Origin of the sequence: Curtobacterium poinsettiae (genome assembly GCF_025677645.1) — a bacterium.
Taxonomy (GTDB): domain Bacteria; phylum Actinomycetota; class Actinomycetes; order Actinomycetales; family Microbacteriaceae; genus Curtobacterium; species Curtobacterium poinsettiae_A.
In genome coordinates this window covers 159,930-180,645 of record NZ_CP106879.1, presented here as the reverse complement: position 1 = coordinate 180,645, position 20,716 = coordinate 159,930, and the positions used below count along the sequence as shown (strand labels likewise).

Annotated in this window: 22 protein-coding genes, 1 pseudogene and 1 riboswitch; of the genes and pseudogenes, 9 read left to right on the top strand and 14 right to left on the bottom strand. The window is 72.5% G+C overall.

Translation table 11 applies throughout. The features are described from left to right. Positions 1-46 precede the first annotated feature (46 nt). Entirely contained in the window at positions 47-526 is a 480-nt protein-coding gene (locus OE229_RS00900; RefSeq protein WP_182066599.1) for an NUDIX hydrolase, read from the bottom strand. Positions 527-586: 60 nt separating this feature from the next. On the opposite strand from OE229_RS00900, the gene nagB reads away from it, so the two are divergent. After that, complete coding sequence (gene nagB, locus OE229_RS00895) at positions 587-1,372, top strand: glucosamine-6-phosphate deaminase (RefSeq protein WP_262139303.1); 786 nt, start codon at positions 587-589, stop codon at positions 1,370-1,372. Positions 1,373-1,387: 15 nt separating this feature from the next. Here the strand turns inward: nagB and OE229_RS00890 are convergent, their stop codons facing one another. Next, complete coding sequence (locus OE229_RS00890) at positions 1,388-2,563, bottom strand: MalY/PatB family protein (protein ID WP_262139301.1); 1,176 nt, start codon at positions 2,561-2,563, stop codon at positions 1,388-1,390. A gap of 44 nt (positions 2,564-2,607) precedes the next feature. Further along, positions 2,608-3,180 (bottom strand): TetR/AcrR family transcriptional regulator, encoded by a 573-nt coding sequence (locus tag OE229_RS00885; RefSeq protein WP_262139299.1) that lies wholly within the window; start codon positions 3,178-3,180, stop codon positions 2,608-2,610. A gap of 77 nt (positions 3,181-3,257) precedes the next feature. Between OE229_RS00885 and OE229_RS00880 the strand changes: the two genes are divergently transcribed. Both OE229_RS00880 and OE229_RS00875 read left to right on the top strand, forming a co-directional pair. Continuing rightward, positions 3,258-4,148, top strand: a complete 891-nt coding sequence (locus tag OE229_RS00880) for an SDR family NAD(P)-dependent oxidoreductase (protein WP_262139297.1) — start codon at positions 3,258-3,260, stop codon at positions 4,146-4,148. Between the two features lie 101 nt (positions 4,149-4,249). After that, positions 4,250-6,706 (top strand): GH92 family glycosyl hydrolase, encoded by a 2,457-nt coding sequence (locus OE229_RS00875; RefSeq protein ID WP_262139296.1) that lies wholly within the window; start codon positions 4,250-4,252, stop codon positions 6,704-6,706. Positions 6,707-6,739: 33 nt separating this feature from the next. Here OE229_RS00875 and nagA read toward each other — a convergent pair. The 7 genes and pseudogenes from nagA to OE229_RS00835 all read right to left on the bottom strand — a co-directional run bounded on the left by nagA (position 6,740) and on the right by OE229_RS00835 (position 11,688). Beyond that, a pseudogene (gene nagA / locus OE229_RS00865) lies at positions 6,740-7,905 on the bottom strand (N-acetylglucosamine-6-phosphate deacetylase). After that, on the bottom strand, positions 7,902-8,309 hold the full coding sequence (locus tag OE229_RS00860) for a YrdB family protein (RefSeq protein ID WP_182066594.1): 408 nt from the start codon (positions 8,307-8,309) through the stop codon (positions 7,902-7,904). The pseudogene nagA and the gene OE229_RS00860 overlap by 4 nt, the downstream one beginning before the upstream one ends. An 8-nt stretch (positions 8,310-8,317) precedes the next feature. Beyond that, positions 8,318-9,178 carry a formyltetrahydrofolate deformylase gene (gene purU, locus OE229_RS00855; RefSeq protein WP_194654544.1) on the bottom strand — a complete coding sequence of 287 codons (861 nt, stop codon included), beginning with the start codon at positions 9,176-9,178 and terminating at the stop codon, positions 8,318-8,320. Between the two features lie 91 nt (positions 9,179-9,269). Then, positions 9,270-9,557 (bottom strand): hypothetical protein, encoded by a 288-nt coding sequence (locus tag OE229_RS00850; RefSeq protein WP_263344880.1) that lies wholly within the window; start codon positions 9,555-9,557, stop codon positions 9,270-9,272. A gap of 17 nt (positions 9,558-9,574) precedes the next feature. Continuing rightward, positions 9,575-10,621, bottom strand: coding sequence for an MFS transporter (locus tag OE229_RS00845; protein WP_263344878.1), 1,047 nt, complete (start codon positions 10,619-10,621; stop codon positions 9,575-9,577). 114 nt (positions 10,622-10,735) lie between these two features. Beyond that, the gene (locus OE229_RS00840; RefSeq protein ID WP_262139291.1) at positions 10,736-11,170 is read right to left on the bottom strand and encodes a MarR family winged helix-turn-helix transcriptional regulator; all 435 of its coding nucleotides are present in this window, start codon (positions 11,168-11,170) and stop codon (positions 10,736-10,738) included. Between the two features lie 56 nt (positions 11,171-11,226). Next, positions 11,227-11,688, bottom strand: coding sequence for a MarR family winged helix-turn-helix transcriptional regulator (locus tag OE229_RS00835; protein ID WP_262139289.1), 462 nt, complete (start codon positions 11,686-11,688; stop codon positions 11,227-11,229). Positions 11,689-11,762: 74 nt separating this feature from the next. Here OE229_RS00835 and OE229_RS00830 point away from each other — a divergent pair, with 74 nt between their 5' ends. Then, entirely contained in the window at positions 11,763-12,635 is an 873-nt protein-coding gene (locus OE229_RS00830; RefSeq protein ID WP_262139287.1) for an NAD(P)H-binding protein, read from the top strand. A gap of 43 nt (positions 12,636-12,678) precedes the next feature. Here OE229_RS00830 and OE229_RS00825 read toward each other — a convergent pair whose 3' ends face one another. Together OE229_RS00825 and clpS are read right to left on the bottom strand one after the other, a co-directional pair. Further along, entirely contained in the window at positions 12,679-13,152 is a 474-nt protein-coding gene (locus OE229_RS00825; RefSeq protein ID WP_262139286.1) for a DUF2017 domain-containing protein, read from the bottom strand. Beyond that, positions 13,149-13,454 (bottom strand): ATP-dependent Clp protease adapter ClpS, encoded by a 306-nt coding sequence (gene clpS, locus OE229_RS00820; RefSeq protein WP_262139285.1) that lies wholly within the window; start codon positions 13,452-13,454, stop codon positions 13,149-13,151. Before clpS ends, OE229_RS00825 begins: the two co-directional genes overlap by 4 nt. A 38-nt stretch (positions 13,455-13,492) precedes the next feature. Beyond that, a riboswitch (ZMP/ZTP riboswitch) is annotated at positions 13,493-13,577 on the top strand. A gap of 96 nt (positions 13,578-13,673) precedes the next feature. Here clpS and glyA point away from each other — a divergent pair. The 3 genes from glyA (at position 13,674) to OE229_RS00805 (ending at position 16,478) form a co-directional block, all read left to right on the top strand. Continuing rightward, complete coding sequence (gene glyA / locus OE229_RS00815) at positions 13,674-14,951, top strand: serine hydroxymethyltransferase (RefSeq protein WP_262140069.1); 1,278 nt, start codon at positions 13,674-13,676, stop codon at positions 14,949-14,951. Beyond that, on the top strand, positions 14,948-15,883 hold the full coding sequence (locus OE229_RS00810) for a tetrahydrofolate dehydrogenase/cyclohydrolase catalytic domain-containing protein (protein WP_262139283.1): 936 nt from the start codon (positions 14,948-14,950) through the stop codon (positions 15,881-15,883). The genes glyA and OE229_RS00810 overlap by 4 nt, the downstream gene beginning before the upstream one ends. A 145-nt stretch (positions 15,884-16,028) precedes the next feature. Next, positions 16,029-16,478 (top strand): hypothetical protein, encoded by a 450-nt coding sequence (locus tag OE229_RS00805; RefSeq protein WP_262139281.1) that lies wholly within the window; start codon positions 16,029-16,031, stop codon positions 16,476-16,478. 154 nt (positions 16,479-16,632) lie between these two features. Here the strand turns inward: OE229_RS00805 and galK are convergent, their stop codons facing one another. Then, positions 16,633-17,772: a galactokinase gene (gene galK / locus OE229_RS00800; RefSeq protein ID WP_262139279.1), complete on the bottom strand. Its 1,140-nt coding sequence runs from the start codon at positions 17,770-17,772 to the stop codon at positions 16,633-16,635. Beyond that, the gene (gene galT, locus OE229_RS00795; RefSeq protein WP_027466639.1) at positions 17,769-18,866 is read right to left on the bottom strand and encodes a galactose-1-phosphate uridylyltransferase; all 1,098 of its coding nucleotides are present in this window, start codon (positions 18,864-18,866) and stop codon (positions 17,769-17,771) included. Before galT ends, galK begins: the two co-directional genes overlap by 4 nt. Before the next feature lie 64 nt (positions 18,867-18,930). Here galT and OE229_RS00790 point away from each other — a divergent pair, with 64 nt between their 5' ends. Together OE229_RS00790 and OE229_RS00785 are read left to right on the top strand one after the other, a co-directional pair. Continuing rightward, positions 18,931-19,785: a DeoR/GlpR family DNA-binding transcription regulator gene (locus tag OE229_RS00790; protein ID WP_262139277.1), complete on the top strand. Its 855-nt coding sequence runs from the start codon at positions 18,931-18,933 to the stop codon at positions 19,783-19,785. Next, the gene (locus OE229_RS00785; RefSeq protein WP_262139275.1) at positions 19,782-20,714 is read left to right on the top strand and encodes an aldose 1-epimerase family protein; all 933 of its coding nucleotides are present in this window, start codon (positions 19,782-19,784) and stop codon (positions 20,712-20,714) included. Before OE229_RS00790 ends, OE229_RS00785 begins: the two co-directional genes overlap by 4 nt. The last annotated feature ends 2 nt before the right edge of the window (positions 20,715-20,716 follow it).

Sequence of the window (20,716 nt, the reverse complement as noted above, 5' to 3'; positions counted from 1 at the left end):
CGGGAGGCCCGTGGCGGTCCGGCACCGCGCCTCCAGGCCGGTGGGGTCAGCGCTGGAAGCGCGCCTCGCGCTCGTCCGCCAGCCCGGCCTCGACGCGTGCCCGCATGTTCTCGGACATGTCGGGCAGGGCGTCGACCCGAGCCCAGAACGCCTCGGTGTTCTCGCCGTCGGCGGGGTTCGGCGTCCCGGAGACGTACCGGCAGGCGAAGACCAGATCGAGGTACTGCGACCGGTCGCCGTTCGGGTAGGTCATCTCGGGCAGCACCTGCACCCACGCCAGGCGTTCGGCGACGGCGACGACGTCCGCTTCCTCGAGGACCTCGCGTTCGGCGGCGACGGCGGGTTCCTCGCCCGGGTCGACGATCCCGGTGACCGGGGTGTACGCGCCCGTGTCGGCTCGTCGCACCACGAGCAGTTCGCGGTCGGCGCCGGAGCCGCGCGTCACGATCGCGCTCACGCCGGACAGCCAGAGCGGCGCCGTGCCGATCTTCTCGCGCAGGGACAGGACGAAGTCGGGGGTCGGCATGCCCCCACGCTACCCACACGACCCCTGTCGGAGACTGGTCATGACCAGTAGGCTGGCCGTGTGGAGATCATCATCCTGCCCACGCCGGACGAGGTCGGTCGCGTCGCCGCGGCCAAGATCGTGTCCGTCGTCGCCAAGAAGCCGTCCGCCGTCATCGGTCTCGCCACCGGATCCAGCCCGCAGGGCATCTACACCGACCTGCAGCGCCGGGTGCAGGCGGGCGAGATCTCGTTCGCCGAGGCCCGTGGGTTCGCCCTCGACGAGTACGTCGGCATCCCGCTCGCGCACCCCGAGTCGTACGCGGCCGTGATCGCCCGCGACGTCGTGGCACCGCTCGGCTTCGACGCCTCGCGCGTGCGGGTGCCGGACGGCCGTGCCGCCGACCTGGAGTTCGCGGCCAAGGAGTACGACGCAGCGATCCGTGCCGCGGGCGGGATCGACGTGCAGATCCTCGGCATCGGGGCCAACGGCCACATCGGGTTCAACGAGCCGACCTCGTCGTTCGCCTCGCGCACCCGCATCAAGACCCTCGCGCCGTCGACCCGTGACGCCAACGCGCGCTTCTTCGACTCGCCCGAGCAGGTCCCGACGCACTGCATGACGCAGGGGCTCGGCACCATCCTCGAGGCCCGCGAGCTCGTCCTCGTCGCCCAGGGCGCGTCGAAGGCGGCGGCCGTCGCCGCTGCGATCGAGGGCCCGCTCAGCTCCTTCGTGCCCGGTTCGGCCCTGCAGCTGCACGAGCACGCGACCGTCGTCGTCGACGAGGAAGCCGCCGCCGGGCTGCAGCTCGCCGACTACTACCGCTACACGTACGCGAACAAGCCGGCCTGGCAGCGGTTCGAGTAGGCCCCGGGTCCGAGTTCAGGCGCGTGCGGCTGCGGCGAGGCGGCTGAGTCCCTCGTCGAGGGTCTCCGCCGAGCACCCGAAGTTCAGCCGCGCGAACCCCCGGCCCTGTCGTCCGAACGCCGGGCCGGAGCCGAGCGCCACCTTTGCGCGGTCGACGAGCTCCGCCGCGGGGTCGTCGCCCCACGGCAGCGACCGCAGGTCGAGCCACGCCAGGTACGACGCCTGCGGCTGCCGGTACTCGGCGCCGGGCAGCACGTCACCGATCCGCTCGGCCAGGGTGCGCCGGTTCGCCGCGAGCTCGGTGAGCAGTGATGCCAGCCACGGCCCGCCCTCGCCGAAGGCCGCGACGCTCGCGGTGTAGCCGAGGATGCCGGTGCGCTCGACGACCTCGGTGGGCAGTCCGTCGAACCAGGCGCGGGCCCGCTCCGAGGCGCCGATCATCAGCGCGCACTTGGTGCCGGCGAGGTTCCAGGCCTTGCTCGCACTCGTCAGGGCGACGCCGAGCGACGCGGCCTCGGGGCAGGACTCCAGGAACGGGGTGAACACCGCGTCGGCGTGCACGAGCGGCGCGTGGATCTCGTCGGACACCACGACGGCGTCCCACTCGGCGGCCAGCTTCGCGAGTGCGACGAGCGACGCGCGGTCGTGCACCAGCCCGAGGGGGTTGTGCGGGTTGCAGAGCAGCACCGTGCGGGCTCCGTCGGAGAACGCCCGCGCGAGGCCGTCCAGGTCCATCCGCCAGCCGGCCGTGGTGTCGAAGGGGTCGGCTGGGCCTGCGGGGGCGAGCAGCGGGACCTCGGTGACGGTGCCGCCGGCCTCGGACACGTACTCCCAGAACGGCGGGTACACGGGCGGCATGATGACGACCTGGTCACCCGGCTCGATGACCCGGCGCAGCACCTCGACCGCCGCGACCGACACGTCCGTGGTGGTGCGGACCAGGTCCGGGTCGACCCGCCATGCCCACCGGCTCTCCGCGAAGTCGGCGAACGCCTCGGGCAGGGCCCGCCCGTGCCCGACGTACCCGGTGTCGCCGTTCGTCACCGCCGTGACCAGGGCGTCGCGGATCGGTTCCGCGAGCATGCTGTCCATCTCGGCGACGAACATGGGGAGCACGTCCGGCGGGTAGGCCGTGTACTTCTCGCTCGTGCGGGACCGGTACGCATCGAAGACGGACACCATGACGCTCATGCGCCCATCCTGACAGCGAGGCACGCGGGGCGCGAGGGTGGTGGTCAGGCCGGGCGGAGGCCCGCCAGCAGCACCTCGACGTAGCGCTCGGGGTCGTGCACCCGGGAGCCACCCGCCACGGCGGCCGCCCGCATCCCGCACAGCAGCCGTCGCAGGTCGTCCGCGTCGACGTCCGCACGCACGAGCCCCTCGGCCCGCGCCCGCGCGAGCAGCGCGTCGACGGACTCGACCAGGTCGCCAGCGAGCGCCGCGGTGTCGGCGCACGAGAACCCGCCGTTCGTCAGCAGGTCGCCGAGGGCGGCATCGTCGACCATGCTCCGGAACGCAGCCGTCACGACCCCCCGGAGCGCGTCCGCCGCGTGGGGCAGTGCGACGGCGACACGGACGAGGTCGAGCATGTCCTCGAGCGCGTCGATCGCGAGCGCCTCGAGCAGGTGCTGCTGCGACGGGAAGTGCCGGTAGGCGGTCCCGACACCCACACCGGCCTCGTGCGCGACGGCGTTGAGGAGCGGCTGCTCGCCCCGCTCAAGGTACGACCGGGCGACGTCGAGCAGCGCGGTCCGGTTGCGCTGCGCATCGGAGCGCAGCGCTTCGGGTCGGGCCATCGCGATCGTCATACGGACACTCTATCCGCTTGTGCTAGCGTTCCGGATGGATCATCCGAGTCCAGACGACGAGTGAGCAGGAGACGAGCATGGACACCTTCGAGTGGGAACCGTCAGCGATGCCCGACCAGCACGGCCGGACCGTGGTGGTCACCGGCGCGACCGGCGGGCTCGGGCTGGTGGTCGCGACCCGGCTCGCTGCTGTCGGAGCGCGCGTCATCGCGGCGGTCCGCAACCCCGACAAGGCGGCTCGCGTCCTGCCCGTCGGCCTGGAGGCGCGGGTCGTCGACACCGCGTCGGTCGCTTCGGTCACGGCATTCGCCCGGCAGCTCGTGGCGGACGGCATCGTCGTGGACGCCCTCGTCAACAACGCCGGCGCGACGCTGGGCGCGTTCGGGCTGACCGACGAGGGCATCGAGCGCACCTGGGCCACCAACGTCGTCGGCCCGGCCGTGCTCGCCGACGCGATGCTCCCGGTGCTCGGCGGACCGTCGCCCCGGGTCGTCCTCGTCGGGTCGAACCTGTCGCAGCGCACCCGCCGCGTGCCCGCACCGGGCGGGGTGGACGATCCGAGCGACTACTCCCAGCTCGCCGCGTACACCGACTCGAAGACGGCGGCGACGGCGCTCGCGGTCGACCTCGGTGAGCGGCTCCGCGCGGCCGGCTCGGACGTCCGCTCGGTCATCGCACACCCCGGCATCGCGGCGACGGGGATGAACGACCAGGCCGAGACCCTCACGCAGCGCCTCGGCGGCGTGATCGCCCGCAGCATGGCGCGGACCGCGGAGGACGGCGCTCGCTCGACGCTCTGGTCGGCCACCGCGCCGGACGTCGCCGAGGGGGTGTTCGTGGGGCCGGCGCTGCGCCGGGGGGACCGGCGGCTGCACGTCGTGCCCGTCCGCGGGGCCGCCGCCGACCCGGTGTTCCGGCAGCGGGTCCGCACCTTCGTCGACGAGGTCGCCGCGCGTACCGTCGTCTGACCGGGCGGGGCCGGGCCCGTCGCCGAACCCGACGTGAACAGCGGGAGAGCGCTCGGTGACGCGGGCGGCGTCCCCCGTCCGAGGGGGCTAGCGTCACGGACGTGAACCGATCTCGCGTGCACCGTCGCCCGCTCGTCCGTCCGCTCCCGCTCGCCGCGGTGGCCACGATCGCCGCGCTGCTGGGGACGGGGATGGTCGCCGCTCCGGCGGTCGCCTCGCCCTCGGCGGATGCAGCGCCCGCGGGGAGGACCGTCGCCGACCCGGCGCGGTACGTCGACCCGTTCATCGGCACGAGCGGTGACGGCAACACCTGGCCCGGCGCCACCGCCCCGTTCGGGATGATGCAGTGGAGCCCCACGGGCACCGCGGGCGACCAGACCTCGACCCCGGTCGCGAACGGCTACTCGTACGACGTGGACCGGCTGCGCGGCTTCAGCCTGACGCACCTGAACGGTGCCGGGTGTGCTCCCGGGGCTGCCGGCGACGTGCCGATCATGCCCGTCACGACCCCCGTCACGACCTCGCCGTCGGCCGACTCGAAGGACGCCGTCTACGCCGCCGGGTACTCCCACGGTCAGGAGTCCGCGAGCCCCGGCCGCTACGGCGTCACGCTCGACAACGGTGTCCGCACCGACCTGGCCGTGACGACCCGTGCCGGCATCGGCGCGTTCACGTTCCCGGCCGGCGAGGACGCGAACCTGCTCTTCCGCACCTCGAACTCGATCAACGGCAGCGAGGCCGCGACCACCCGGGTCGACCCGCGCACCCGCACGGTCAGCGGCAGCGTCCTGACCGGCGGCTTCTGCAGCCGTCGCGCGAACGGCGGCGGCGCCACCAACCCGGACCGCCGCAGCTACTACCGCCTCTACTTCACCGCGACCTTCGACACGGCGTTCGCGAGCACCGGCACCTGGAAGGACGGCACGGTCCAGCCTGGAGGCACGTCCTCCTCTGGCGGGGAGGGCTACCTGACCGGCGCCGACCGCGCCGGACGCGGCTCCGGTGCGTGGGTCGGGTTCGACGCGCGTCGCGGCGCGACCGTCACCGCGCGTATCGGGATCTCGTACGTGAGCGCGGCCGGAGCGGTCGCCAACCGTGACGGCGAGGTGACGAAGCGCTCGACCGTCGCCACCGTGGCGGCCGGCACACGGGCCTCCTGGAACCGTGAACTGTCGCGCCTGCGCGTCGGTGGCGGCACGGCGGACCGGACCACCCAGCTGTACACGTCCGTGTACCACGCACTCATGCAGCCGAACACGCTGAACGACCGCGACGGGCGCTACCTCGGGCCCGACCTGCGGGTGCACCGGATGGACCGCGGACACCGGGCCGTCTACGGCACGTACTCCGGGTGGGACCAGTACCGGGCGCAGATCCAGCTGCTGGCCCTGCTGCGGCCGGACGTCGCCGGGGACATGGCGCAGTCGATGCTGCGGTTCGCCGAGCAGAACGGCGGGGTGTGGGACCGGTGGCTGCACCTCGGAGCGCCGACGCACGTGATGACCGGCGATCCCTCGGCCGCGACGCTCGCCACCTGGTACGCCATGGGCGTCCGGAACTTCGACGTCCGGGCCGCCTACGCCTCCCTGAAGCGCCAGGCGACGGTCGAGAACACCGACGCCGAGAGCGACATCGGGTGCCCGGGGCAGTGCCTGGCGCAGCGGCCCGCACTCGACGAGTACCTGGAGCGGCAGTACGCGGCGAACGACGACTGCTCCTGCTGGGGTGGGGCCGCCGAGACCCTCGAGGACTCGATCTCCGACAGTGCCCTCGGGTACTGGGCGGGTTCCCTCGGACTCCGCTCCGACGCCCGGATGTTCGCGGAGCGGGGGACGTACTGGAAGAACACCTTCAATGCCGCGGTCGGACACCAGGCCGCTCGGCAGGCCGACGGTTCGTGGACGCCGGGCTGGTCGCCGTCGACGGGGACCGGGTTCGCGCAGGGCACCAGCGCGCAGTACACCTGGCTCGTGCCGCAGGACGTGCAGGGGCTGTCGACCGCGCTCGGCGGTGACGACGCAGCGACCGCTCGGCTCGACGACTTCTTCCACGACAGCACTGGTGCGTTCGCGGTGACCGGTGGCGACGCCACGAAGTTCGACCCGACGAACGAGCCCGACATCCACACGCCGTGGATGTACAACGCGCTCGGCAAGCCCTGGAAGACGCAGGAGACCGTGCGGCAGGTCGTGGACGACGCCTACTCGACCGGCCCCGGCGGGCTGCCGGGCAACGACGACCTCGGCACGATGAGCGCCTGGTACGTCTTCGCCTCGATCGGCCTGTTCCCGCAGACGCCCGGTCGTGCCGACATGCTCATCGGCAGCCCGACGTTCAGCACGGTCGACATCCGGCGCTCCAGTGGCCAGCGCATCGTCATCCGGTCCTCGGGGACCGAGCCGTACGTGCAGGGCGCCCGATTGAACGGGTGGACACACGAGCGGTCGTGGGTGCCGGCGTCGTTCGTGACGCGCGGCGGCACGCTGTCGCTCCGGGTTGGGGACACGGCGGACACGTCGTGGGCGAGCGGCGAGCGGGGGCGCCCGGTCGACCGGTGAGTCTGGGTCAACCCGAGCGCGTGGCGCCGTTCCTCAGCGCAACTCGCGCCCGCCGCCCCACACGCGCTGCACCTCGAGCGACGGCGACAGCGCCACCAGGTCGGCGGCGAACCCCGGCGCGAGCCGACCCAGGCGGTCGCCGAGTCCGAGCGTTCCGGCCGGCACGCTCGTCAGCGCGGCGACGGCCTCGGGCAGGGTCCGCCCGGCCAGCGAGACCGCGTTGCGGAGCGCCACGTCCTGCGTCAGCGTCGACCCCGCGATGGTCTCCGTCCCCGCGACGTGCGCGACCCCGTCGGTCACCGTGACGTCCAGCGACCCGAGCCGGTAGGAGCCGTCCGCAGCGCCAGCGGCCCCCATCGCATCGGTGATCAGCGCCACACGACCCGGCGTCGCCCGGAAGAGCGTGTCCGCCACACCGGGTGCACGTGCACGGCGTCCAGGATGAGCTCGAGCGTCACGCGGTCGTCCGCCACGGCAGCGCCGATCGGCCCCGGTGCCCGGTGGTGCAGCCCGGGCATCGCGTTGCAGGCGTGGGTCAGGATCGTCGCGCCGGCGTCGAACGCGGCACGGGCCTGGTCGTACGTGCCGACGGTGTGGCCGACGGCGACCGTGACGCCGGCGTCGACGAAGCGGCGGACGGCGTCGAGGGCTCCGGGCAGCTCGGGCGCGATCGTGACCTGGCGGATGACACCCTCGCCCGCTCCGAGCAGGGCGTCGACCGCGGCGGGCGTCGGGTCGATCAGGAACGACTCGTTGTGCGCACCCTTGTTGTGCGGGGACAGGAACGGTCCCTCCAGGTGCACGCCGAGCACGAGCGGGTCGGTCGCCATCACGGCGCGGACGCGGTCCAGCGACGCCGCGAGTGCCGGGACCGGGTTCGCGACGAGCGACAGGACGGAGCGGGTCGTGCCGTGCGAACGGTGCATGGCGAGCGAACGGTCGAACGAGTCGTCCTCGTACGCCTCGGTGGCCCCACCGTGCCCGTGCAGGTCCACGAATCCGGGCGTCAGGACCGCGTCGCCCAGGTCGACGACCCGGTCGGCCGCGGGGGCCTCGGGGCCGGAGCCGGTCGCGTGGATCGTGTCGCCGACGACCAGGACCCAGCCGTCGGCCGTGGTGCCGGTCGCGTCGACGACGCGGGCTGCGCGGACCAGCGTGCGCTGGGCCTCCTGGCCGGTCTGGAGGCCCGTGGTGCTCATGCCGTCTCCTTGCGGAACGCGATCACGCCGCTCAGGGCGGCGATCACGATGAAGACGATCCCGACGACCGGGTGGCCGATGGAGATCCAGGTCGCGCCTGCGGCGACGACCAGCGCGACCTCGACGATGGTCTTGCCGACGATGTCGGTCTCGATCGGGGAGCGCGGCGACCGGAAGAAGTACCAGACGACCGCGGCGAACAGGGGAGCCCCGACCATGAACAGGTAGCCGGGGAGCGGGAGCTGCCACGACCAGTAGCCCCAGAAGGCCAGGGACAGCAGGCCGAACACCATCACGGCGATCCGCAGGACCATCCAGGCCTCGAACCGCCGTCGCGGCTGCCGGGCGGCGGCCGGGTCGGGGACCGATTCCCAGTCGACGGGGGACTGCGGGGCGTTGGTCATGGTGCTGCCTACTTGAAGATGATGGTGCGGGCGCCGTCGAGCAGGACGCGGTCCTCCGCGATCCAGCGCACCGCCTGGGTGAGCGTGCGGGACTCCTCGTCCTGCCCGATGGACACCAGTTCGGCCGGTTCCTTGGTGTGGTCGACGCGGACGACGTTCTGCTCGATGATCGGGCCCTCGTCGAGGTCGCTCGTCACGAAGTGCGCGGTCGCGCCGATGAGCTTCACCCCGCGGGCGTGCGCCTGCCGGTAGGGGTTCGCGCCCTTGAAGCCGGGCAGGAACGAGTGGTGGATGTTCACGGCACGGCCCTCGAGTGCCGCGCAGAGCTCGGGTGACAGGATCTGCATGTAGCGGGCGAGGACCACGAGCTCGATGTCGTGCTCCTCCACCGCCTGCAGCACGCGCCGCTCCATCTGCTCCTTCGACTCGGCGTCGCTGACCGGACGGTGCTCGAACGGCACGGAGTAGAACGCGGCGAGCTCGGACAGGTCCGCGTGGTTGGACAGCACGAGGGGGACCTCGATCGGCAGCTGTCCGCCGCGCTGCCGGTAGAGCAGGTCGTTCAGGCAGTGGCCCGCCTTCGACACGAGCACGAGGGTGCGCAGCGGACGACCGACGACGTCGAGCTGGACGCGGGCGTCGTAGCGGGCGGCGACGGGGGCGAGCGCTGCCTCGAAGGCGGCACGGTCCACCGGCGCCATCACCTGCAGGCGCATGAAGAACGTGTTCGTGTCGGCGCTGGAGAACTGCTGCGACTCGGTGATGTTGCCCTGGGCGGCGACGATCGCTCCGGAGACGGCGTGCACGATCCCGGGCTGGTCGTCGCAGACGAGCGTCAGGGTCCAGTGCGTGGGGGTCGGGTCGGTCACCGGATCAGGGTACCGGCCGCGGGGGACGTGCTTCGTGAGCAGGGATGGTCGAGTGGGCAGCGGCGACTCGACCGTTCCTGCTCACGAAGCGTCAGGCGGCGGTGACGGTGGCGCTCCCGGCGTCGGCGTCCCGCAGGCGACGGTCGGCCAGGGTCAGCACGGTCAGGAGCACCGCGACGCCGAGGATCACCCACGCCAACACGTGCAGGTCCGGCGTCGTCGGGGCCTGGCCGAACACACCGCCGATGAGCGAGGACGCCGCGATCGCCCCGATGTACACCGCGGTGCGGGACAGCCCGGCCGCGGTGCCGATGTACTCCGCGGGGACGAGCCGGTACAGCGCCGCCTGGTTCGACACCGACGCGAGGGCCTGCGGCACCCCGAACAGTGCCGGGGTCAGCGCGAGCAGGACGACGGGTGACCCGGTGTGCAGGAAGAGCAGCCGAGCACACCGCCGACGATCGGCACCAGCGCGGCGACGACGAGCGGCCCGCGGACCGCGGTCTTGCGTGCGACCACGAACGAGGCCACCCCGGCGACGATCGCGGCCGGCAGCTGGATGTACCCGGCGACGTCGCTCGGGTAGCCCGCGACGTCCTGCACCCACTGCGAGAACCCGTAGGTCATCGTGTAGGCGAGCAGGTACGTCAGGAACAGGCGGCCGTACGTGCGGGACAACGCGCCGTTCCGGGCGAGCAGCCGCACGTCGACGAACGGTCGCACGGCCCGCAGCTCCCACGCCACCAGGGCGACGAGCAGCACGACGGCCACCGCGAGCAGCCACCACAGCCCGGCGGACAGGTCGAGCAGGAAGACGAGCAGCGCCGAGACGGTCCCGGTCATCAGCACCATGCCGAGCGGGTCGAGCGCCTGCAGCACCGGCAGGGCGGCGTCGTCGCGCGGGCGCAGCCGGTCGGACGGCAGCCAGAGCGTCGCCACGACGATGCCGAACACCGCGAGCGGCACGTTCACCAGGAAGATCGCGTGCCAGCCGAACGCGGCGATGAGCGCCCCGCCGAGCGGTGGGCCGGCGGCGGCGGACACGAGCGACGTGATCGACAGCGCCCCGAGCACGAGCGGTGGCGTCGGCTTCCTGATCCGGGCGGAGTGCTGCCGGAGCGTGGTGAGCGCCGCCGGGTACGCCGACGACGTCCCGATGCCGATGAGCACCCGGGCGAACACCGCACCGCCGAACCCGGTCAGGACCTCGGGCACCACCCCGGCGACGCCGACGATGACGAGCCCGGTCAGGAACACCTTCTTCGGGCCGAACCGGTCGGCGAGCTTGCCCATCGTGGGCTGCGCGATCGCACTCGCCAGGTACAGCGCCGCGACGAGCCAGATCGCCTGCGCCGCACCGATGCCCAGGTCGCGGGAGATCGGGGTGAGGGCGACCGACACCATCGTGGTGTTGATCGGGTTGAGCAGGGGCCCGACGAGCACCGGGATGAGGAGCTTCGGGCCGAAGCCGCTGCCCGTGGTCGTGTCGGGGATCGTGGTGGTGGTGGACGTGAGAACGCTTCTTCCGGTTGCAGGACTGGGAGCGGGGTGCGCGGGTCAGGGGTCGACGATCGGCCCGAGCAGGTCCATAGCCCGCGCGACGACGCGACGGTCCGCCTCGGGCAGGGTCGCGAGTCGCTCGGTGAGCTCGCGGTTCCGCGCGGCCCAGGCGGCCTGGCGGGCGTCCCGACCGGCCGCCGTCGCGCTGACGATCGACCGCCGGCCGTCGGTCGGGTCGGGCTGCCGCTCGGCCAGGCCGAGGTCGACCAGGGCCTGGACGGTCGCGCCCATCGACTGCGGTCGGACCCCCTCGGCTCGGGCCAGGTCGGCGATGGTGGCCGGCCCGTACCGCAGCAGGCGCCCGAGAGCGGCGGTCTGCGACGCCGTGACGTCGTCCGACTTCGAGGCCAGCAACGACCGCCGCAGTCGTCCGTGCATCGTCAGCACGGCGTCGGCCAGGCCGGTCGGGTCGGTCTCCGGTGCGTCGGTCACGTCCCGGAGGCTAGTCCGTCACCAGCTCACCTTGCAAGTTTGCCTTCTGATATCGGTCACGGAACGGCGGAACCGTCATCGCCCGTGTCCGGCTCGAGCAACGGGAGCAGGATCGCCGAGATCGGTTCCGCACCGTCGCCGAACCACGCGTTGCTCGCCCGGACGATCGGGTGCGCGCGTGCCAGCAGCGCCTCGCCCTGGTCGGTCAGCCGCATCCGGGAGGCCCGTCCCCGGCCTGGTGCGGCGCCCCGCTCCACGAGTCCCCGCGTCGCGAGCCCCCCGATGAGCGTCGTCATGCTCTGCGGTCGGACGCCGACCGCCCGCGCCAGGTCGGCCTGGCTGCGCTCCCCGGCCACCGCGAGCTGGATGAGCGCCCCGAACTCGACGGGCGTCAACCCGAGTGGTGCCAGCTCGGCCGCGAGTCGGCGGGAGAGCGTCCGTGCGGCCCGGATCACCGTCCACGCCACGATGCCGTCGACGTCGACGTCGTCGCGCGGGGCTGGGAGTTCCTGGGGCACGGGGTGATCGTACCGGCGTACGTTCTGGTATCAGGAAACTGATACCGGAATGGGTCACTGGGACGGGAGCAGAGATGGGCGAGATCGTGGCGGTCACCGGCGTGACCGGGGACGTCGGGGGCAAGACGGCGGAGCTGCTGCGGGCGGCCGGGGTGACGGTGCGTGCCGTGGTCCGTCGGCCCGAACAGGTCGACGCGCTCCGGGCCCGGGGCATCGACGGCCGCCTGGCCGACCTGGACGACGAGGACGCGCTCGCCGCGGCGCTCGACGGGGTCGACCGGTTCTTCCTCGTGACCCCGGTCAGTCAGCGGCAGCGCGAGCAGGGCGCCACCGGGGTCCGTGCGGCGCAGCGGGCCGGGGTCGGTCGGATCGTGCAGCTGTCCGGCGGGGACGCCGCCGAGCACTCCCCGATGTCGTGGGCGAGCGCCGCCTGGCACATCGACCGGCAGGTGCGCGCGAGCGGACTGGCGTGGACGATCCTGCACCCCTCGTCGTTCATGACGAACGTGCAGCCCTCGGCGCCGGCGATCCGACGGGGGTGGTTCCCGCACACCACGGGCCGCGGGGTGATCGGCTGGATCGACACCGAGGACATCGCCCGGACCGCCGCCCGGGTGCTGACGGAGGACGGCCACGACGGCACCGAGCCGGTGCTCACCGGGCCGGACCTGCTCGACGCGCGAGGTGTCGCCGCCGCGCTCGCCGCAGGGCTCGGCCGACCCGTGCGCCCCCTGCACCTGCCGAGCCGGGTCTACGCCGGCGCGCTGCGCCTGAGCGGCGTGCCCGCGTGGCAGGCCGAGGGGCTCCGGCAGCAGTTCGGCCGGGTCGTGCGCCGCGGCCTCGACGGCGTCGACGTCATGAGCGACGACGTCCTGCGCATCACCGGCACCGCACCCCGGAGCCTGGCCGACTGGGCGCGAGCCCACCGCGACGACCTGCTGGGGTGACCCACCGCGCCGGAGGTGATCCGGGCCTCCAGGCCGCGGACCGTCAGCGCGACGTGAGCGTGAGGACCAGGTGCTCCTGCACGGAGCCGAGCCAGTCGTAGACGTCGCGCAGGCCGACGCCCGCGTCGGCCTCGACGGAGCGCTCCTCGTCGTCGGCGTCCTCGATCCCGAGCCGGTCGGCGATCGTCAGCCGCAGGTCGGTGAGGGTGCGGAGCCACGCCTGCTCGTCCTCGACGTCGAGCGAACCGTCGCGGGTACCCGTCAGCCAGTCGTGCACGATCGAGACGTTCGTCGTCTTCTGCATGAGCAGGTCGGACTGCGTGTACTTCCGGAACTCCACGCTCGCCTCGTCGTCACCCGGGTAGGCGTCCGGGAACATCCGCTCGGCGACCGGGTCCGCCGACAGGTCGCCGTCGAGCACCTGCCGGAGCTGCTCGGTGAGCGAGGCAAGCAGCTCGCGCTCGCCGGAGGACAGGCCGAGGTGCACGCCGTCGGCGCGGCGGACGAACGGGATCACGCTTCGGGGGCCTTGTCGACGGTCGCCTGCAGCCCGTAGCCGTGCATGGACTGCACGTGGGCCTCCATCGACTCACGCGGGCCCGACGCCACGATCGCCCGACCGTCGTCGTTCACCCGGTGCATGAGGCGCTCGGCCTGCTCGCGCGAGAACCCGAAGTGCCGCTGGAACACGTAGGTGACGTACGACATCAGGTTCACCGGGTCGTCCCACACCACCGTGACCCACGGGGTGTCCGCCCGCGCACTGGTCCGTTCCTCCGTGGTGGTCCGTTCGTCCACGTCGGGCGAGAGCAGCGTCATGCATCCAGGGTGACACAGGGTGCGGTGGCTCGGTACGATCGTCAGGTCGCGACTGGCGTTGGATGGGTCACCATCGGGGAGCGACAAAGACACGGTGCGCGGCCGTACGCCTGGGCTGCACCGACCGACCGTCCGAGTGCGACCAGCTGGTCGTCCGCACACCGTAGGAGTCCCGTGTCCATTGCCGATCTGCCCCCGTTCGTCTCCGACTCGGCCGAGGTGGCCGAGCAGGCCGCCGCCCGTGCCGCCTTCAACGCCCCGCTCACCGAGGTCGACCCCGAGATCGCCGCCGTCCTGCAGCAGGAGCTCGGCCGGCAGCGCGACACCCTCGAGATGATCGCGTCCGAGAACTTCGTGCCGCGCGCCGTGCTCGAGTCGCAGGGCTCCGTGCTCACCAACAAGTACGCCGAGGGCTACCCGGGCAAGCGCTACTACGGCGGCTGCGAGTACGTCGACATCGCCGAGCAGCTCGCCATCGACCGCGCGAAGGCGCTCTTCGGTGCCGAGTACGCCAACGTCCAGCCGCACTCCGGCGCCAGCGCGAACGCCGCGGTCCTGCACGCCATCGCCTCCGCCGGCGACACCATCCTCGGCCTCGAGCTCGCCCACGGCGGTCACCTGACCCACGGCATGAAGCTCAACTTCTCCGGCCGCATCTACAAAGCCGTGTCGTACGGCGTCGACCCGGAGACGTTCGAGGTCGACTACGACGACATCCGCGCGAAGGCGATCGAGCACCAGCCGAAGGTCCTGATCGCCGGCTGGTCGGCCTACCCGCGCCAGCTCGACTTCGCGAAGTTCCGCGAGATCGCGGACGAGGTCGGCGCGACGCTCTGGGTGGACATGGCGCACTTCGCCGGCCTCGTCGCCGCGGGCCTGCACCCGTCGCCCCTGCCGCACGCTCACGTCGTCTCCTCGACGGTGCACAAGACGCTCGCCGGTCCCCGCTCGGGCATCATCCTGTCCAACGACGAGTCGCTCTTCAAGAAGCTGAACTCCGCGGTCTTCCCGGGCCAGCAGGGCGGTCCGCTCATGCACGTGATCGCCGCGAAGGCCACCGCGTTCCTGCTCGCCGCGACGCCGGAGTTCAAGGACCGCCAGGAGCGCACGCTCCGCGGTGCGAAGGCGCTGGCCGACCGGCTCACCCAGGCCGACGCGAAGGGCGCCGGCATCGACGTCCTGACCGGCGGCACCGACGTGCACCTGGTGCTCGTCGACCTGCGCGAGTCCGAGGTCGACGGCAAGCAGGCCGAAGACCTGCTGCACGAGGTCGGCATCACCGTGAACCGCAACTCCGTGCCGTTCGACCCGCGCCCGCCGATGGTCACCTCGGGTGTCCGCATCGGCACCTCGGCGCTGGCGACCCGCGGTTTCGGCGACGCCGAGTTCACCGAGGTGGCGGACATCATCGCGCTGACCCTCATGCCGAACCCGGACATCGAAGCGCTCTCGGCCCGGGTGAAGGCCCTGACCGACGCGTTCCCGCTCTACGCGTGAGCGGTTCGGTCAGCGCGGCGCTCCCGCGCGAGCTCTGGGCCGGTGAAGGCAGTGCCGTCCGCATCGACGGCACCGCCCTCGCCGCCCGGACGCTCGACGAACTCCGGGGCCGGATCGACCGCCTGCACGAGCACGGCATCCGTCCGGGCCTCGGCACGATCATGGTCGGCTCGAACCCCGGCTCGATGTCCTACGTCGCGGGCAAGCACCGCGACTCGGCGTCGATCGGGCTCGACTCGCACCGCATCGACCTTCCCGAGACGGCGTCCGCTGCCGACATCCGGGCCGCGATCCTGCAGATGAACGACGACCCCCGGGTCACCGCGTTCATCGTGCAGCTCCCGCTGCCGCAGGGCATCGACCCGACGCCGATGCTCGAGCTGATGGACCCGGCGAAGGACGCCGACGGCCTGCACCCGACGAACCTCGGTGAGCTGGTGCTCGCCGTGCCCGGTGGTGCCGGCACGATCGACGCACCGCTGCCGTGCACCCCGCGGGGCATCGTCGCGATGCTCGATGCGTACGAGATCCCGATCCGTGGTGCGCACGTCACGATCATCGGGCAGGGGCTGACCGTCGGACGGCCGCTCGGCCTGCTGCTCACGCGGCTCGAGGCCACCGCGACCCTGACGCACTCGCTGACCGCCGACGTCGCCGCGGAGTGCCGTCGCGCCGACATCATCGTCGCCGCGGCCGGGGTCGCCGGGCTCGTCAAGCCCGACTGGGTCCAGCGCGGTGCCGCCGTCATCGACGTGGGCATCACCCGCGTGGTCAACGAGGAGACCGGCAAGGCGAAGTTGCACGGCGACGTCGACCCCGCGGTCGCGTCGGTCGCGGGCTTCCTGTCGCCGACCCCCGGTGGCGTCGGGCCGATGACCCGCGCGATGCTCATGAAGAACGTCGTCGAGGCCGCCGAGCGCCAGCTGTCGTAGCGCGGGCGATCGTGCGCGGCGGTGCGCCCACGTTGAGCGGTCGTGCCGGTCGCGTGTCGATGGTGAGCAGCAATGGTCGGGTGGCGTCATCGCACCCGACCCTTGCTGCTCACGAAGTGCGCCCCGCCGGTGCTACGGTCGCGGCATGGGGGACGAACGACTGCAGACGACGCCGGTGATGCGAGCCAGGCCCGAGCCGTCGCAACTGACCAAGGACGCCCGGTGGCTGATCGTCATCGTGGTGCTCTGCGTGCTGTTCCAGGCTCCGGGGTCGACCTGGGCGACGACCTTCGTGCACGCCGGCCAGGAGTACACGTTCACGTCGGAGCCCTGGTCCGGATGGACGCTCGCGACGGCGGGGTTCGCGGTCGCCGGGTTCGTCGTGGCGATCGCCCGCCGCGGTGCAGCCCGGTTCGACGAGCACACCGTGATGGGCCTGACCCTGGCCGCCGTGCTCGGGACCACCGCCCTGGTGTGGTTGCTCATGCCGGCACAGACCGCGTGGGTGGAGTGGGCCGTGGAGCACGGGCGGACGCACCCGTTCGTGCTCGGGAACGTCGTGGAGCACGTCCGGTACGCGGACTACCTCGGCTGAGCAGGCGGGGGCGCGGCGGGCCGTCGGGGTGCTGCCGTTCTCTCGCGCTGAGCGACAGTCCACGGGCTGATTGCGGCGTGAACTGTCGCTGCGCGCGAAACGACGAGCGGGCGAGCGGACGAGCGGGCGAGCGGCCGACCGAGCGCCGCGCCCGTTAGTCGCGCCGGGCGCCCTGCGCGGCGTGCACCGTGAAGACGGTCGGTTCGCGGTACCCGGCATCGGCGAAGGCGGCGGTGACGGCCGCGGCGATGCCGGTACGGGCCTCCCGGTCGACCAACGCGATCGCCGCGCCGCCGAAGCCGCCGCCGGTCATGCGTGCACCGACCGCGCCGTGCGCGACGGCCGTCGCGACGGCGAGGTCGAGCTCCGGCACGGAGATCTCGAAGTCGTCGCGCATCGACTCGTGCGACGCGACGAGCAGCGAACCGATCGCCCGCGGGCCCTCTTCGCGCAGCGTGCGGACGGTGTCGAGGACGCGCTGGTCCTCGGTCACGATGTGCCGCACACGGCGGAAGGTCTCGTCGTCCAGGAGCTCCTGCGCACGCGGCAGGTCCTCGACGCTGACGTCACGCAGGGCCTCGACACCGAGCACCTGCGCACCCTTCTCGCACGACGCCCGACGAGCCGCGTAGCCACCGGTCGCGTGGGCGTGCTCGACGCGGGTGTCGATGACCAGGACCTCGAGCCCGTTCGCCTCGAGCGCCAGGTCGACGACAGCGGTGTCGAGCGTGCGGCAATCGAGGAACACGACGGCGTCCTGCTCGCCGAGCAGCGAGGCGGACTGGTCCATGATCCCGGTGGGGGCACCGACGGCGTGGTTCTCCGAGTACTGCCCGACGCGCGCCAGGGTCTTCCGGTCGAGGCCGAGTTCCCACAGGTCGTTGAACGCCAGCGCGACACCGCACTCGATCGCGGCACTGGACGACAGACCCGCACCGACCGGCACGTCGGACTCGATGAAGACGTCGAAGCCGGTCTTGTCGCCCAGATCGGCTCCGGCCTGCTCGCGCAGGGCCCAGGCGATGCCGAAGACGTAGGCCGACCAGCCGTCCATGGCCTCCGGCGACAGGTCGTCGAGGGACAGCGCCACCGGCTCGCTCGCGGGGTCGAAGGCGGAGGCGACGCGGATGGTCCGGTCGTCGCGCTGCGCGATGGACGCGGTGGTGCGACGGTCGATCGCGAAGGGCAGCACGTAGCCGTCGTTGTAGTCGGTGTGCTCACCGATCAGGTTGACGCGACCCGGGGCGGAGTACCGCACCGTCGGCTCGTACCCGTAGACCTGCTGGAACGTCATGCGCGCTCGACTCCCTGTCGGATGAACTCGGCCGCCTTCTCGGGAACGAGGTCCCCGATCCAGGCACCCATGGCGGCTTCGCTGCCGGCCAGGAACTTCAACTTGTCCGCCGCACGTCGCGGCGAGGTGATCTGCAGCATCAGCCGCACGGTGTCCCGGGCGGTGTGCACCGGGGCCTGGTGCCACGCGGCGATGTACGGGGTCGGGTCGCCGTAGAGCGCGTCGAGCCCACGCGTGAGCCGGAGGTGCATGTGGGCCAGCTCGTCCTTCTCGGCGTCGGTCAGGCCGGCGAAGTCGGGGACGTGGCGGTGCGGCAGCATGTGGATCTCGATGGGCCAGCGCGCGGCGAACGGGACGAAGGCGGTGAAGTGCTCGCCAGCGAGGACGACCCGCTCGGAACCCCGCTCGTTCGCGAGGTGCTGCTCGAACAGGTCCGGGCCGAACCGCTCGATGCTCGCGAGCAGGCGCTGGGTCCGCGGCGTGATGTACGGGTACGAGTAGATCTGCCCGTGCGGGTGGTGCAGCGTGACGCCGATCGCCTCACCCCGGTTCTCGAAGGGGAACACCTGCTGGATGCCCGGCATCGCCGAGAGCGCGGCGGTGCGATCCGCCCAGGCCTCGACGACGGTGCGGGCGCGCGACTCGGAGATGGAGGCGAAGGACCCGGAGGTCTCGGGCGAGAAGCACACGACCTCGCACCGGCCGACCGAGCGGAGCTGCCGGTTCAGGCCGACGTCGCTCAGGGACTCGAGCGACTCGGGAGCGTCGTCGGCTTCGAGCAGCGGGCCGAACGACGGCGAGCGGTTCTCGAACACGGCGACGTCGTAGCGGCTCGGGATCTCGGACGGGTTGGCCGGGCTCTGGGGTGCGAGCGGATCCTGGTCGGCCGGCGGCAGGAACACCCGGTTCTGGCGGGACGCTGCGATCGACACCCACTCGCCCGTCAGGACGTCCTGCCGCATCCGCGCCGTCTCGGGCCGCGGGTCGAGCACGCGCTCGTCGATGCTGCGTTCTGCGGGCAGCGTCGAGTCGGCGTCGTCGAAGTAGAAGAGGTCGCGGCCGTCCGCGAGCTTCGTCACGCGCTTGGTGATCACCGGAACAGCCTAGCGCCCGTACGAAGCGTTGCGAAAGGCATCGGAAGCAAGTGAAACTGTCCCCATGACGGACGCCGACCTCTCGTTCCTCGCCGGCGCGCTGCCCGCGCCCCTGCGGCAGGACCGCATCGTCGCGATCGTCGACGGCGCCCCCGGGATGGTCCGGACGGCCGCGTTGGCCGCGTCCCTCGGCACCAGCGAGGTGACGGTCCGCCAGGACCTCGCCGTCCTCGACCAGGAGGCCCGGATCCGCCGGGTGCACGGGGGTGCGGTCCGCCTCGGGGCCGGGTCCACCGAGCGCCCCTTCGAGGAGACCGCCGTCGAGCACCAGGTGGCCAAGGCCGCCATCGGCCGTGCGGCCGCTGCGCTGGTGCGCCCGGGGGAGTGCGTCGTCCTCGACGTCGGCACCACGCCGGCCGCCGTCGCCGAGGCCCTCGTGGCGCGCACCGAGCTCACCGGCGTCACCGTCGTCACGAACTCCCTCACCACGGCGCTCGCGCTCGAGCGAGCCGTCCCGCGCTTCACCGTGATCGTCACCGGCGGCACCCTCCGGCCCCTGCAGCACTCGCTCGTCGCGCCCTTCAACGGCGCGGTCCTGCCGATGATCGCCGCCGACCTCGTGTTCCTCGGTGGCACCGGCCTCGACGTCGACCACGGCCTGACGAACGTGAACCTGCCCGAGACCGAGGCCAAGCGGATGCTCGCGGGGACGGCCCGGCGTACCGTCGTGGTCGCGGACGGGTCGAAGTTCGGCCGGGCCCACATCGGGGTCGTCCGCGCGCTCGAGGACATCGACGTCGTCGTCACCGCCGAGGCCGACGCCGCCGCGGTCGCCACGATCCGGGCGGCCGGGGCCCAGGTGATCGTCGCCGACGGCGAGCAGCACACCGAACCAACCGGAAGGAAGAACACCCCATGACCGCAGCACCCACGGGTGGGCAGTACCGCCTCCACCACGCCGGGCCCGACGGGGTCGTCGAAGCCGTGGTCACCGAGGTCGCCGCGGGCATCCGCGAACTCCGCGTCGCCGGCTTCGACATCACCGAGCCGTTCCCCGTGACCGAGCAGCCGCCGGGGGCGAACGGGATCGTCCTCGCGCCCTGGCCGAACCGCGTCGCCGGCGGTGTGTGGGAGCTCGACGGCAAGCGGCAGCAGCTCGACGTCTCGGAGCCGAAGTACGGCAACGCCTCGCACGGACTGCTGCGGTTCGCCCCGTACCGGGTCGTCTCCCAGACCGAGACGTCGATCCAGCAAGAAGCGACGATCCACCCGCAGCACGGATGGCCCTTCACCCTCGAGACGCGCGTGCTGCACGAACTCGTCGACGACGGCATCCGCGTCACGCACGAGGTCACGAACCGCTCGGGCGTCCGCGCACCCTTCGCCGTCGGCGCACACCCGTACCTGCGTGCCGGTGACACCCCCGCCGACGACCTGGTCGTCACGCTCGACGCCGCGACCGCCTTCACCGTCGACGAGCAGAAGGTCCCGAACGGTTCGGTGCCGGTCGAGGGGACGCCGTACGACCTGCGCCAGGGGCGACGTGCCGGGGACTCGGACCTCGACACCGCCTACACGGACGTCACCCCCGACGCAGACGGGATCCGCCGCACGACGATGCACGGGCCCGAGGGCGACGGTGTGGAGCTCTGGCAGGACGCCTCGTTCCCCTACGTGCAGGTCTTCACGTCGCGCGAGTACCCGCGCGGCGACGGGAAGGGCCTGGCCATCGCGGTCGAACCGATGACGGCACCCGCCAACGCCCTGAACTCGGGCGAGGGCCTGCGCTGGCTCGAGCCGGACGAGACCTGGACCGGTTCGTGGGGGATCCGCCGCGTCTGGTCCTGAGG